8 protein-coding genes and 1 pseudogene are annotated in these 14,391 nt (G+C 71.2%); 4 read left to right on the forward strand and 5 right to left on the reverse strand.

Annotated elements, in window-relative coordinates:
* Window positions 1–295: 295 nt before the first annotated feature.
* Window positions 296–745: a pyridoxamine 5'-phosphate oxidase family protein gene (locus ACWDRW_RS24545; protein WP_451726182.1), complete on the reverse strand. Its 450-nt coding sequence runs from the start codon at window positions 743–745 to the stop codon at window positions 296–298.
* A gap of 728 nt (window positions 746–1,473) precedes the next feature.
* Between ACWDRW_RS24545 and ACWDRW_RS24550 the strand changes: the two genes are divergently transcribed.
* The 3 genes and pseudogenes from ACWDRW_RS24550 (at window position 1,474) to ACWDRW_RS24560 (ending at window position 3,801) form a co-directional block, all read left to right on the forward strand.
* Window positions 1,474–2,475, forward strand: coding sequence for an Acg family FMN-binding oxidoreductase (locus ACWDRW_RS24550; RefSeq protein ID WP_451726183.1), 1,002 nt, complete (start codon window positions 1,474–1,476; stop codon window positions 2,473–2,475).
* A gap of 44 nt (window positions 2,476–2,519) precedes the next feature.
* Window positions 2,520–2,756 (forward strand): annotated as a pseudogene (locus tag ACWDRW_RS24555) (hypothetical protein); the annotation flags it as partial.
* 157 nt (window positions 2,757–2,913) lie between these two features.
* The gene (locus tag ACWDRW_RS24560; RefSeq protein ID WP_451726184.1) at window positions 2,914–3,801 is read left to right on the forward strand and encodes a universal stress protein; all 888 of its coding nucleotides are present in this window, start codon (window positions 2,914–2,916) and stop codon (window positions 3,799–3,801) included.
* On the opposite strand, the gene ACWDRW_RS24565 is transcribed toward ACWDRW_RS24560, so the two are convergent.
* Window positions 3,798–4,982 (reverse strand): cation:proton antiporter, encoded by a 1,185-nt coding sequence (locus ACWDRW_RS24565; protein ID WP_451726185.1) that lies wholly within the window; start codon window positions 4,980–4,982, stop codon window positions 3,798–3,800. The genes ACWDRW_RS24560 and ACWDRW_RS24565 overlap by 4 nt on opposite strands.
* A 5-nt stretch (window positions 4,983–4,987) precedes the next feature.
* Complete coding sequence (locus tag ACWDRW_RS24570; protein WP_451726186.1) at window positions 4,988–5,467, reverse strand: cation:proton antiporter regulatory subunit; 480 nt, start codon at window positions 5,465–5,467, stop codon at window positions 4,988–4,990.
* Between the two features lie 797 nt (window positions 5,468–6,264).
* Between ACWDRW_RS24570 and ACWDRW_RS24575 the strand changes: the two genes are divergently transcribed.
* Window positions 6,265–8,907 carry a cation-translocating P-type ATPase gene (locus tag ACWDRW_RS24575; RefSeq protein WP_451726187.1) on the forward strand — a complete coding sequence of 881 codons (2,643 nt, stop codon included), beginning with the start codon at window positions 6,265–6,267 and terminating at the stop codon, window positions 8,905–8,907.
* Window positions 8,908–9,563: 656 nt separating this feature from the next.
* On the opposite strand, the gene ACWDRW_RS24580 is transcribed toward ACWDRW_RS24575, so the two are convergent.
* Window positions 9,564–11,276, reverse strand: a complete 1,713-nt coding sequence (locus tag ACWDRW_RS24580) for a SulP family inorganic anion transporter (protein WP_451726188.1) — start codon at window positions 11,274–11,276, stop codon at window positions 9,564–9,566.
* A gap of 437 nt (window positions 11,277–11,713) precedes the next feature.
* Window positions 11,714–14,326, reverse strand: a complete 2,613-nt coding sequence (locus ACWDRW_RS24585; RefSeq protein ID WP_451726189.1) for an RICIN domain-containing protein — start codon at window positions 14,324–14,326, stop codon at window positions 11,714–11,716.
* Between the last annotated feature and the right edge of the window lie 65 nt (window positions 14,327–14,391).

The raw sequence follows: 14,391 nt of genomic DNA on the forward strand, positions 1-14,391 counted from the left end.
CGGAGCACTCCGGGCGGGCAGTCGGCAACGAAGCAGAAACCCCTACAGCGCGAGCCGTAGGAATCCCCCTCCTTCAGGAGGGGGAGGAAGTCAAGTCTTGCTCCCCTCACTCCAGCGTCATCCGCCGGCGCCTGGCCGTGCACGGGCCGACCGGCCCCTTGCGCGGACCGGTCGGCCCTGGCAGCACCCGGGGATCTGCTCGTGCTCGTCCTGGTGCAGCTTGGGCAGCCTCCACGCACGGGACGGGCCGGCCGCTCGGGGGCGTGGAACGACAGCTGAGTACGAGCGCCTCACCTCAGGCGAACAGTTCAACGCCGTAAAGGCTGCGGCCTGCGACCAGCTCGCGCCCGGTGATCAGTTCCGCCTCGATGCGGATGAGCACGTCGTCCGGTGACGGTGCCCAGGAACGAGGCCCGGTCCGCTCCAGCCGCGCACGTTCCTCAGGGTCGGTCACCAGCCGGGCCCGGCCGGTGACGACGACGCTCCAACCCGAGTGGACGGCGGCGTCCACCTCGTCCGTCTCGAAGGCGACCACCGCGCCGTCGACGGCCAAGGCGAGCTCGGATGCCGCCGAGGTACGGATCAGCACCGCCGCTCCCCGGGACTCCGTGGCCAAGGTGAAGTTCACCGGCAGGACCGCGGGCAGGGCCTGGCGCGTGTGGACGATCCGGCCGAGGGGGGCCGTGGCAAGCAGCCGCAGGCACTCCTGCCGGTCGAGTTCGCGAAAACCGTCGTTGGCGTACATGGAGCCGCTCCAGTTCTCGTCGCGTGCCAGGGTCTGGGCCTACGGTCCAGGCTCCGTGCCGCAGCGACCTCCCGGGAGGGCCTACCGGCCTGCACGGCGCAGAATGCGGCCCTCTCGTCGAGGACATCCGTCCCGCCCACCGGCCGTGTCCCGGTCCGCTGTGCATCACCGCGGGGGCGCCGTCGCCGGGTCGTCTTCCGCGCTCGTATCGTCCGCTGCGCTGGTCTGCCTCGACGCGTCGTCGGACGAGCCACCCTCGTGCGACGGCAGCGGCGTCGAACGTCGGGCCGGCGAAAGCGAGCGATGCACCCGAGCCGATGATCCCGCCCGCGTAACGGCCTGGGCAGCCGTCAGCGGCCGGGTAGGAGATCGCCGTGGATGCCGGTCCGGACCCACGGCACTTGATCCGCCACCGCCACAATGCCTGCCTGATGTGACTCTTCGTGCTGCATGCGCGCCGCAGGGCATCGGTCCGCACCTCCTCGTCGTGCCGCCGGCAAGGTGACACCCTGAGCGGGGGCCGGCAGAGGGCGCTCAGACGGCATCGTGAGGCCGAACAAACCCATTCACGTACGGCAGTGGGCCGTTCAGCCCTGCCCGCGAGAGCCGGTGACGACGTGTGGCCCGACCAGACCCCGGGGCAAGGACTGTCGGCCCCTCACGACTTTCCCGTCGGCCTCTGACACTCGGAGGACAGCAACAGACGCCGGTCTCGTGAGGAGGGCGCCATGCCCATCAGGCAGCTCGATGCCGCGACTGTGGAGAATTGCCTCGCCGCCGCCGTCGCCGCACCCTCGATCTTCAACACCCAGCCATGGCGCTACCGCCTGGACCCCGAAACGGTCGCACTGGAAGTGCGCGCCGCTCCGGAACGGGGCCTACGGCACACGGACCCGACGGGTCGAGCCCTGCACCTGTCCGTCGGGGCCGCGGTCTTCAACCTGCGTGTCGCCATGGCCCACTTCGGCTGGCTGCCGGTCACACGCCTGCTGCCCAATCCCGACAACCCCGGCCTGCTCGCCACGGTTCGCCCGACGAGTCCCACGACTCCTGGCCGCACGGGCCGTCGCGCCGACCTCTACGCGGCGATCTGGCGGCGGCACAGCAGCCGGTTCCCCTTCTCCGGCAAGCCGTTGCCCCCGCACGTACGCGCCGAACTCACCGAGGCCGTGCGTGTGGAGGGCGCCGCGCTCACCCTCCCCGGACCCGCCGGGACGGCACGGCTGCTGTGCCTGACCACGGAGGCCGAGCAGCGCAACAGGAACGATCCCGACCGCGGAGCGGAGAGCCGCCGCTGGGTCCACCGGGATCCGGACGAGCCCACCGACCTCGGCCTCCCGCAGACGGCACTCGGTCCTCAGGACGCTCACGAACAACTCCCCATGCGCGATTTCACCGCTCAGCGGCACCCCGAGCGGCTCCGCTCCCAGCTGTTCGAGACCACCCCTGTCGTCGCTCTGCTGACGACGGATCACGATCGGCGTGCGGACTGGCTGCGCGCCGGCCAGGCGCTGGAACACGCTCTGCTCGTGGCCACGGTCCACGGGGTGCGGGCCTCCCTCCTGCACCAGCCGATGGAATGGCCCGACCTGCGCCGTTCTCTGGATTCCGTTCTCGAACACGCTGGTCACGCCCAGATGCTGATCCGCCTCGGTTACGGCCCGGAGGGCCCTGCCACTCCGCGCCGTCCGCCGCACGATCTGCTGGACGGCGGGGTCAGCGGGCCGTAGCCGACATGGCTGATGCCCGGGCGGCGTAGGGTCGCGGCACGTCTTCCTTGACCGCCGGAGTCTGCCTTCCGCTCGTCGCGGTCGCCGGCACCGCCATGTGGATCGCGGAGTGGCCGCCGGCCAAGGACCTCTCCGACGGCTCGGCGAGCATGACCACCAACCCGTTCGCCGACTACCACCTCATGTACGCCGTCGCCCTCTGCGCCGCCGGCGTCGGCGCGACCTGGGATCTGGGCACGGCGTGGGCTCGGCTGCCGTTGGTCAGCCGCCACCGCTGGCTGCTCCGACCGGCTCCCGTGCCCCGGATCGTCGGTTCTGCCAGGGGCCTGGGATGTGCCGGTCGGCCATTCGTAGTGGCCACTCGGCCCAAAGCCAGCGGAGCGTGGCCCAGGTGAGCATGGAAGTGAGAGTCAACGGATCGTGAATGAGGGAGGCGTGATGGGTGGTCTGGTGGTCGTGGGCGTGGACGGCTCGGCGTCGAGCCTTGCCGCGGTGGAGGTCGCCGCTCGCGAGGCGCGGTTGCGCGGGGCGGGGCTGCGGGTGGTGCATGCGTTTGTCTGGCCCGCCATGCATGTGCCCTTGGGGCCGTCGTCGCTGGGGCCTTTGGAAGGCGGGCTGCAGAACATGGTCGATCGCCTGGTGGCCGAAGCGGTCGAGCGGGCGGGGAAGGCGGCGCCAGAGGTCGATGTCAGTCATGTCGTATTGACCGGCGAGCCGTTGACGGTTCTGGAGGCGCAATCGCGTGCCGCGGAGCTGGTGGTCGTCGGATCCCGGGGCATGGGTGGGTTCGTGGGGCTGCTGGTGGGATCCACCGCGGTGCATCTGGCGGCACACGGCCGGTGTCCCGTTCTGGTGGTGCACGAACGGCGGCACGCAGACGGTCCGGTCGTGCTGGGGGTCGACGGCTCGGCCGCGGGGGAGAAGGCCGTGGATTTCGCCTTCGCCGAAGCTGCCCTGCGGGACGCCCCGTTGGTGGCGCTGCACGCCTGGACCACCTGGAACGCGCCGATGCCCGCCCCGCAGGACCCGTCACAGCCGTTCGTGAACCCGCCCGGAGCGCTGGCCGAGGAGGAGGAGCGGCTGTTGTCCGAGGCGCTCGCCGGACGCAAGGAGCGCTACCCCGGCGTGGTGGTCGAACACAGGGTGGTGCATGGCAGCACCCGTGAGGCGTTGATCCAGGCGAGCCGCTCCGCTCAGCTGCTGGTGGTCGGTGCGCGGGGTCGCGGTGGTTTCACCGGGCTGCTCCTGGGGTCGGTCAGCCAGGCTCTTCTGCACCACGCGCACTGCCCGGTCGCGGTGGTGCGGGGAGCGGACCAGCGTCACTAGGGGAGCTGCCGGTCGCCGGGCCCGGTGACCGAGGCAGGCCGTGGGGCGGCAGGGCGGGTGGGGACGAAGCGGGTGAGGAGTGGCCCGCAGACAGCGAGGAGCATCACGTAGGTGGTGACCAGGGCGCCGAGGCGGTCCTGGGCTGGGCCGGCCAGGCCGATGATCACGACGGAGAACTCGCCGCGGGCGATGAGCACGGTCCCGGCCCGCAGCCGTCCGCGGGGGCCCGCGCCGTCGCGGCCGGCGGCGTACCAGCCGGCGGCCAGCTTCGTGGCCACGCCGACCACGGCCAGCGCCGCCGCGGCGGGCAGCATCGGCACCAGGTCCCCGGGGTCGACGGACAGGCCGAGAGCCAGGAAGAAGACCGCGGCGAACAGATCGCGCAGCGGGCTGAGCACGGCCCGGGCCCGGTCGGCGGCGGTGCCGGTCAGCGCGAGCCCGATCAGGAAGGCCCCGACCGCGGCGGAGACGTGGATGGCCTCCGCCAGCGCGGCGACGATGAGGGTGATACCCAGGACCCGGAGCAGCACCTGCTCCTTGTCGGGATGAGACAGAATCCGGCCGACGTGATGCGCCCAGCGGCCGGACGCGGCGATCGCCATGACGACCGCGCCCGTGGCGACCAGGACGGCGAGCAGCGCCTGCCACCAGGTGCCGCCGGAGGTGACGACGGCGAGCAGGGGCAGGTAGGCGGCCATGGCGAAGTCCTCCACCACCAGTACGGACAGCACCGCCGGGGTCTCTCGGTTGCCCAGTCGGCGCAGGTCCGCCAGTAGGCGGGCGACGATGCCGGAAGAGGAGACGTAGGTCGCGCCGGCGAGGGCGAGAATCCCTGAGGCGTTCAGGCCGAGCAGCCATCCCGCCACGGCGCCGGGGGCGGCGTTGAGACCGAGGTCGACGGCGGCTGACGACCGGTGGCGGTGGAGGCTGGCGGTGAACTCCCGGACGGTGAAGTCCAGGCCGAGGACCAGCAACAGCAGGATCACACCGATCGAGGCGCCGGTGTTGACGAACTCCCGGGCCGCCGGAACCGGGGCGAGGCCGCCGTCGCCCAGTGCCAGTCCGGCCACCAGGTACAGCGGCACGGGTGAGAGACCGAAGCGCCGTGCGGCGGCGCCGAGCACGCTCAGCGCGGTCAGGATGACCCCGAGCTCCAGCAGCAGGGCGACGGGGGTGTGCATGGCTGTCAGCCCTGGACGATGCGCTGGACTCCGGCGATGCCCTCGCGGGTGCCGATGACCACCAGTACGTCTCCCGCCCGCAGGTCCTGGTCCGGCCCCGGTGAGGCGATCACGTCCTCGCCGCGGACGACGGCCACGATCGAGGCGCCGGTGCGCGTGCGGGCCCGGGTGTCTCCCAGCGCACGGCCGGCGTACGGGCTGCCCCGGCGCACCTCGATCTGCTCGGCGCCAAGTCCCGGGACCTCGCGGGTCAGGTCGGCGAACCGCTCGGCGATGCGCGGCGCGCCGAGGATCTCGGCGAGGGTGTCGGCCTCCTCGCTGGTGAGCCGGAGCACCGGGCGGGCTTCGTCGGGGTCGTCACCGGGATACAGCACCAGCTCGAAGTCGCCCGACCGCTGGGCGACGACCCCGACCCTGTCGCCTTCGTGGTTGACGAACTCGTACCGCATCCCCACCCCGGGCAGCAGCACCTCTTCGACGTCCATTGGGATCACTCCGTCAGCCATGAATCCGATACCGGTACGGCCCGCACACGCGGCGCCGTTGTGCAGAGATATTCGGCAGGCGCCGCCAGGCACTGGAGCAACGGCGCGCCGCCGCTGCCCGTCCTGCTCCATACGGCCTCACGGCCAGTGTCCCGATCTCCGGGGCGCCACCGGCAGGGCCGAGCGGCCCCTCGGGCGGCGCGAGCGCCGTCCGGCGGTGACCTCGCGGCAGGGCCCAAGTGGCCCTGGTGAAGGAGCCGCTCGGCCTCTTCGTCCGTCCCCCATCCGGGTCAGGTAGAAGGCGACCGGCTGTTCGCCGCACACGAGGGGTTTGGGCTTCCTGGACGACGAGTCCCACCCGGAACCGGTCGCCCCCCGACCATGACCCCGATGACAACGGTCGTGCGGGACGACCGGCACACGCCTGTCCGCGACGTCGCGTGGGCACTCCTCATTCCCTGCCGCGGTCGTATCCCTTGCACGGCCATCCCGGAGCACGTGCGGAGCGAGGGCCGGGCGGCGCGCTGTCGTGGACCGTCCGGCCCTGTGTGGAGGGCCTCGGGGTCGGGACAGTGGGGGCTGAAGCAGGGAGTCGGGGGCCGACAGTCATGGCACCGTCGCCCGCTGAAGTGCGGCTGCCTGCGGAACCGCGTCGGGTGGCACCACGAACGGCCCACCGAATCGGGTCACGGGGAGTGAGCATGGACGCACAGGCGACAGCTGACACCGCACCGGCAGGTCCCGCTTCCGAGCCCTCCGCTGGCGTACCGGAGGCCTTTCGACTGCATGCCACACAGGTGACGGCCCGACTCGGGGTCGCGCCAGGTGTCGGCCTGAGCACCGAGGAGGCCGTGGCGCGGGCGTCCGCCTGGGGGCCGAACCAGCTCGCCGAACCGGCCCGGCGCCCGGAATGGCTGAAGTTCCTGGATCAGTTCCGCAACTGGCTCATCGGCATCCTGCTCGTCGCGGCCGTGGTGGCCGGCGCCATCGGTGACATGAAGGACGCGGTGGTGATCACGGTCGTTCTGCAGATCAATGCCGTCCTGGGCTACCTGCAGGAGCGACGCGCCGAGCGCAGCCTGGAGGCGCTGCGCCGACTGCTGGTGCCCACTGCCAGGGTCCGACGCGGCGGGCAGGAACAGATGGTGGAGGCGCACACCCTGGTTCCCGGGGACGTGGTCTTGCTGGAGGCGGGAGACCGCGTACCGGCAGACGGGCGCCTGACCGTCGCGGAATCGCTCGAGGTGGCCGAGGCGGCTCTGACCGGCGAGTCCCAGCCCGTCGCCAAGGACGTGGCACCGGTTGACCCCGCTGGAACGGCCGAGATGCCGCTCGCCGAGCGCAGCAGCATGCTGTTCATGAACACCGCCGTGACCAGGGGGCGTGCCGAGATGGTCGTCACGGCCACCGGGATGCGCACCGAACTCGGGGCGATCGCCGAGGCGTTGCGCACCGGCACGGAGCCGCCCAGTCCTCTCCAGGTGCAGTTGGACAGTCTCGGCCGCCGGCTCGCGCTGCTGAGCGGTGTCGCGGTCGCCGCCTACGCCCTGACTGCGCTGCTTCGCGGCGAGGGGCTGACGGACATAGCGTTGCGGGCCGTGGCCCTGGCCGTCGCCGCGATCCCCGAAGGACTGCCCGCCGTGCTGGCACTGACCCTGGCGCTCGGGGTGTATCGGATGGCTCGGCGCGGCGCCATCGTCAAACGTCTCGCCTCGGTGGAGTCACTCGGCTCGGCGACGGTCGTGTGCAGCGACAAGACCGGCACCCTGACACTCAATGAGATGACCGCGCGAGCACTGTGGACCCGCGGGAGGTTCTACGACGTCACGGGCGAGGGGTACGGGACGGCGGGCGCCGTGTGCCGGGCCGGGACAACGGAGGCCGCCGACGGCCTGCTGGAGGCGGTGCTGCCGTTCGCCCTGTGCAACGACGCGCGCCTGACCGACGAGGGCTTCGTCGGTGATCCGACGGAGGCCGCTCTGGTGGTCCTCGCAGCGAAGGTCGGCATGGACGCCGACGGGCTGCGCGCTGAGCTCCCGCGCGTGGGCGAGCTGCCCTTCGACGCGGCCACCAAGTACATGGCCACCTTCCACACCGAACCCGGCGGCCACACCCGCATCCACGTCAAGGGCGCTGTCGACGTCCTGCTGGACCTGTGCGCCGATGTCCGCGCCGAGGACGGGGTACAGACCTTCGACGACGAGCTTCGCGCTGACATCCTCGCCGTGACCTCGAAACTGGCCGGCGCCGGACTGCGGGTCCTGGGCGCGGCCACCGCGGTCGTGGACGGAGCGCCAGCCGGACAGGCTCGGCCCGTCCTGCCCGGCCTGACGCTGGTATCGATCGCGGGGATCGCCGATCCACCCCGACCGCAGGCACGGGATGCTGTGGCGCTGTGCCGTACGGCGGGAGTCGCCGTCAAGATGATCACAGGTGACCACGCCGACACCGCGGCGGCCATCGCGCGGGAGCTGGACATCTCCGGGGACGTCGTGACCGGCGCCGAGCTGGACCGGATGACCGAGGACGAACTCGGCGCGCGCGTCGACGAGGTCGGCGTGTTCGCCCGTGTCGCCCCCGAGCACAAGGTCGCGATCGTACGGGCCCTGTCGAGCCGGGGTCACATCGTCGCCATGACCGGTGACGGCGTCAACGACGCCGCAGCGCTGCGGGCCGCTCACATCGGCGTAGCCATGGGCAACACAGGTACGGATGTGGCCAAGGAAGCCGCCGACATGGTCCTGACCGACGACGACTTCTCCACGATCGTGCGAGCCGTGCGCGAAGGGCGGGCCATCTACGACAATCTCGTCAAGTTCGTCCGGTTCCAGGTGGCAACCAACATCGGCGCCATCCTGACCTTGCTGGGCGCATCCCTGGCCGGACTGCCCTCCCCGCTCACGGCGGCCCAACTCCTGTGGATCAACATCATCATGGATGGGCCGCCCGCGATGGCCCTGGCCGTCGACCCCGCCCGCGACGACGTGATGCGCCATCCGCCGCGCGACCCGGGGGAGCGGATCCTGGACGCGCGCCGCATGGTCGGGATCGGCAGGGCCGGCGCGGTCATGGCCCTGGGCACCGTGATCCTCTTCGCCCTCGCCCGCTCGTATGTCGACCCGGACACCGCCCTGACGATGGCGTTCACCACGTTCGTCCTGTTCCAGCTGTTCAACGCCCTGAGCGCACGCGCGGACGATGGCCCTTTGCTGGGCCGCCACCAGTTCCGCAACCGCACCTTGTGGCTGTGCCTGGGCGGTGTCCTCGTCGTGCAGGCTCTTGCTGTTCAACTGCCGTGGGCGCGCACGGTCTTCGGCACCGTGCCGCTGACCGCGGCGCAGTGGGCCGCGTGCCTGGGTACCGCATCCACGGTCCTCCTCACCGAACTGGCACTGCGTGCCGGCCGCTCGGCTCTCCGCAAGGTGGACGCGCGGGGCTGACCGCCTGAGCATGGCGCGGAGAAGCCAGAGATATGCGGACCGGTGTGGACTTGAAAGCGCAGAGAGGGTCCGCCTGGACGGGGCTGGATCAGCGGGTCGTTTGCCCCCACTGCGGGCTCACCAGGTCCCATCCCTGCCCCACTGTTCGATCCGCCCCGTCGGTGCACTCGCAGCCACCATCGTGCGCTGCGGCCGACGGCGAAGACGGCGCTGCCGGGGCGAGGGCGAGGGCGGCTGCGGCTCCGAGGACGCCGGCCTCGACGGCTGCCTCGGTGGGACTGGATGGTTTCGTGCTGGGGTGCCCGTGGTCGGTCCAGACCGTGCTCTTCGTGCCCGCCTGCTGCCGGCGTCCACGAGTGTTCTGTCGGTGCGGGTGGCGCAGGTGCGCTGTCCAGCGCGCCTGCGCCAGAGCCTTGCCGCTGCCTCCGCCCGAGTCCGTGGAAGCGGTGCGCGGGACATCGCGACGAGTACAGCCCGGACGACGGCCAGCTCGGCCCGCTGATGGACGAAGTCCTCCTCGGCGGCACGGGCGCTCATCCCCCCGGCGAGCGTTCCACCCACCAGGATCAGCGCCCACACTGGCGGCAGGAGCCACGACGTCGCAGGGCCCACCGATGGCCGGAACCAAGAATTCGGGTGGTTCGTTCGGTCCTGGCTCAGTGGTCGCGGCACCACTTCCCGTACGCGGCCACGGCGGTGGGCAGCGTGGGAAAGATCAGGTCGCGGCCGACCGACTCCACAAGACCGTAGGCCTCCAACTCGTCCCTCAGATCCTGCTTCACGCGGGCGAGGGCGAAGACGATGTCCCGTCGGTTCAGTTCGCGACGGAGTTCGTCGACGGCGTCCAGGGCCGTGATGTCGACCTCCACGTTGGCCTCGGTGTTGAGGACGAACCACCGCACCGGGTCGGCCTGTTCGTCGACGGCGGCCAGGGCCCTGCGCCGGAAGTCCTCGGCATTGGCGAAGAACAGCGGGGAGTCGTAGCGGTAGACCAGCAGACCGGGGATCGTACGGGCGTGAGGGTAGTCGTCGACGTCGTGCATGCCCGCCACCCCGGGGACCAAGCCCTCGACGGCATCGTGCGGGCGGGCCACCCGGGTCAGCAACTCCGCCACGGACAGACCGACGGCCACCAGCACGCCGTACAGGATGTCAAGGGCCAGTACCCCGGCCAGGCAGGCGAAGGCCAGGAACAGCTCCCTGCGGCGGAACGACGCCAGTCGGCGGAAGCCCGCCAGGTCGATCATGCGGACCGCGGCGTACACGACGAGCGCGCCCAGCACCGCGGACGGGGTGCTGCTCAGCAGCGAGCTGAGAAAGAGCAGAACGGCAAGGACCCCGGCACCCGCGACCAGGGTGTACGCGGGACTGCGGGCGCCGGCCGAGGAGGCAAGCGCGGTGCGGCTCGCGCTGCTGCTGACAGGGAAGCCGTGCAGTACGCCCGAACCCAGGTTGGCGGCGCCCAGGGCCAGGAACTCCTGGTTCGCATCGAGCCCGGGTCCGGCGGCGGCGCGGTCGTCGAAGGCCCGCGCCGTGAGGATGAAGTCGGTGTAACCGACGAGGAGGACGCCCACGGCGGGCAGCAGCAGGTGCGAAACCTCGGTCAGGTCCGGCACGGCGAGGTCCGGCAGCCCGGCCGGTACGTCGCCGATCGTCCGGATGCCGTGCCGGTTGTCGAGGTCGAACACGGCCACGGCTGCCGTACCGAGGGCGACGGCGAGCAGCGGGCCCGGGAAGGTGCGGGAGATCCGGGGCATCGCGAAGAGGAACGCGATCGTGGCGGCGGAGAACATGATGGTGGCCAGGTGACCGTCTTCCAGGTTCCGTACGAACGACCACAGCTGGGCGAAGAACGACGAACCGGTGGTGTCCACCCCGGTGAGTTTCGGCAGCTGATCCACCATCATGATCAGCGCCACCCCCGCCAGATAACCGATCAGTACCGGACGGGACAACAGGTCTGCGACGAAGCCCAGCCGGACCGCCCACGCCACTACGCACAGCAACCCGACCGTGATCGCGAGCGCGGCTGCCAGCGTGGCGTAGCGCGCCGGGTTTCCGGCTGCGAGAGGGGCGACCACTGTCGCCGTCATCAGTGCGGTTGTCGACTCCGGGCCGACCGAGAGCAGGCGCGATGAGCCGAGCAGGGGGTAGAGGACGAGCGCGGGCAGGATCGCCCACAGCCCGGCGACCGGTGGCAACCCGGCCACGCCCGCATACGCCATGACCTGCGGAACCAGGTATGCCGTCACCGTCACCCCGGCCAGCAGGTCGCCCTTCAGCCACGCGCGCCGGTAACCGAGGAGCACAGCCAGCCCGGGCGTCAGGCGGCGCCACGCTGGAGCAGCCCCGCCCGAGTTCTGGATCACGGGTCTCCTTCCTGTCCGGAACGATGATCCATCACGGCACGGATGCCCGCGATGGGCCAAACGGGCCACGGAGTCCACCCACTGCCCCAGCCGCCGCGCCTTGACGTGCCCTCGATGTGGCCCGGCGTCTCGTCCGAGCGCGGGAGCAGGCCTGCTCGTGCCTGATCGACCACAGGAGGGCACGGTATCGCCCGGCCGGGCTCGCCCCACTGGGGCGCACGCCTGTCGGGCAAGGCAGATCCTGGCTTCCGAGTCGCCCCGAACTCTCAGCGAATTCAGTGCGATGCGTGGAGACGCGACGTTGATCGCGCACGGGGACGGCGACCGGTTCGCTGCACTGGGAGTCGTGCAACTACCTATTACGGCCTGGGGCTGAGGTCCCTCAGCCGTGCGGGGCCGCAGGCCGGTGTGACTGCGGCCCCGCACGTGCGTTGGGGTCAGGACGGGTCGCCGTACTGGAGGCCGCGTCCGTTGGTGCCGACGTAGACGCGTCCGTAGGTGTCGGGGTCGCCGGTGATGACGCCGACGCCGCCGATGGCTCCCCACTGGTGGGCCTTGTCGTTGACGCGGGTCCAGGTGGCGCCCTTGTCGGTGGAGCGGAAGACTCCGGTGACGTCCTTGACCGTGCCGATCAGGTACAGGGCCTGGTAGGAGGCGCCCGGCTTGGCCTTGCCGTAGCCGAGGGCGGAGGCGGACTGCACCGTCTTGAGCGTGGTGCAGGTGCGGCCGCCGTCGGTGGAGTGCAGCAGCCCCTTGCCGCTTCCGGCGATCCACACGTCCCCGGCGATGCCGGGGACGGCTGTGAGCCTGCCGTCGGGCAGGTTGCGGGCGCGGGCGGTGAAGGTCGCGCCGCCGTCGGTGCTGGCGTACAGCGTGCCGCCGGACAGTGAGTAGAAGGTGGTGGCCGAGGAGCGGTCGGCGACGACCACCGCGTCGGCGCCGAGTCCGGCGACCTTCGACCAGCTCGCCCCCTTGTCGGTCGAGCGGTACGGGGCCTGGCCGGCCTGGGTCCAGACGATGGCGGAGCCGTCCGCCGCGAGCGCGACACGGCCGTCCCGGGCGTCGGCCACCGGCTCCGTCTTGAAGCCGGTCCAACTGCTGCCGCCGTCGGTGGAGTAGGCGCCGTCCTGTTCGCCGCCACGGCCGACCCGGACCATCATCGAGGGCTTGGCCTGGGCGAAGTCGATGTCAGTGCTGTTGGTCATCATGGGGTTCCTCAGTCGCCCCGAGGGCACCTTGGTCAGGGAGCCGTGGCGGAAGCCGCCCTGGTCGCCCATGGCGGTGATGACGGTGGCGCCCCCGGGCGGGGCGATCGCGTCCATCAGCGCGGTCTCCTCAAGACCTCGGGCCCCCGCCGCGCTCCAGTGGCTGGTGCCGCCGCTGTCGGTGGCAGCCGCGTCCTTGCTGCGCCAGATGCCGTTGCCGGTGCCGTACAGCACGTGTGCGGAATTGAAGGGGTCGATGGCCAGGGCGGTCATCCAGTGCCCGGTGTGGGTGCCGACGTAAGGTGCGGCGGAGGCGCTGCGCACCGTCTTGTCAGCCAGGGCCTTCCACGTCGACCCACCGTCGGTGCTCCGGTAGATCTCATCCTCGGGCCACCAGCGGCCGAGGGTGGTGACCATCACTGTGGAGGGCCTGCGGGGGTCGACGGCCAGGCCCGAGAACCCGTAGTTGCCCTGGGACGGGGAGACGTCCTTCCACGCCCCACTGGCCGGCGTGTACTTCCACACCGAACCTCCCGTCACGCCGTTGGGCCCGAGGGCGTTGGTGTACGACAGGTACAGCGAGCCGTCACCGGAGAGCACGCCGTGCTGCGGCAACTGGCCGGTGGGCTGGCCGGAGACGGCCTGCCAGGAGTCACCCCCGTCGGTGGAGCGGTACAGCGGAGTGGACTTGTCAGCGACTCCGACGTAGATCGTCTTGCTACCGGCCGGGCCGTACGTCACGAAGGAGATGCCCGCACCGCTGCCCGCGCCGTCCTTGACCGGGAACGAGGAGACCTGACGCCATGTCACTGCGTGGTCGGTGCTGCGCCACAGGCCGTTCTTGCGGGTGCCCAGGAGCAGGGTGGTGTTGTCCGCGGGATTGATCGCCAGTCGTTCGCCCGCCCCGCGGCCGTCCTCGTTGGCGCCCAGCTTGAAGGGCAGTTCGGTGCGCTTGAAGGTGCGGCCCCGGTCGGTGGAGCGCAGCAGCGCGCCGTTGCCGGCCCACTCGTTGGTGTAGGTGCCCGCCGCGAGGTACAGCCGCTCGGGGTCGACGGGGTCGGTGGCCACCGCGTCGATGCCCAGCAGGTTCCAGTCCTTCTCGCCGAGCCAGTCGGTCAGCGGGATCCACCGCTCGGCGGCGGTGTCCCACCGGTAGGCGCCACCCATGTCGGTGCGCGCGTACAGCAGACCCTTCTCCCGCGGGTTGAACACCAGGCCGGTGACGTAACCGCCGCCCACCACCTGGGCGTTCTTCCACACATACGACCCGGCCGCCGCTGCTTTCACCAGCTTCCACTGCTGGTTGGTGCCGGCCCGGCCCGGTTGCTGGACGACCGCCGCGCCCTTTGCGGCGGAGTTCGCGGAGACGGTCAGGGACTGGCCGCTCCTGCGGGAGGTGAAGGTGACGGCGTCGGAGCCGCTCACCTCGTCGATCCGCCATTCCTGGGAGGTGGCGGAACTGTTGGTCTGCTGCTCGGCGGCGGCCCCCTGAGCGGTCGAGTTGCCCGCGATGCCCAGCACTTTGCCGCTGTTGCGGCTCACCAGTTCGTAGTAGCCGTCTTCGGTGGGTCGCAGCCTCCACTGCTGGTTGGCCGTGTTCTGGTCGGTCCACTGCTGGATCCGGGTGCCGTCGGCGGTGGAATGGCCGTTGACGTCCAGCACCTTGCCGCTGCGCACGGACACCAGCCGGTAGTAGGTGTCGCCGTCGACCGTCGCGGCCTGCGAGTCCTCCTGCGCGTACAGGAGATACGGCACGAGGACGGCGGGTACGCCGAGCAGCAGACCGGTAGCGGTCCAGCGGCGGCGGTGACGCCCGCGGCGCCCGCCGTTCGTGGGGTTGTTCATGGGGGTTGTTCTCCTTGCGCTGCTTCCTCAGACGAACGCGGATCCGGCCACCGGGACTGGCCGGA

It is taken from the genome of Streptomyces sp. NPDC003635, from assembly GCF_053587635.1.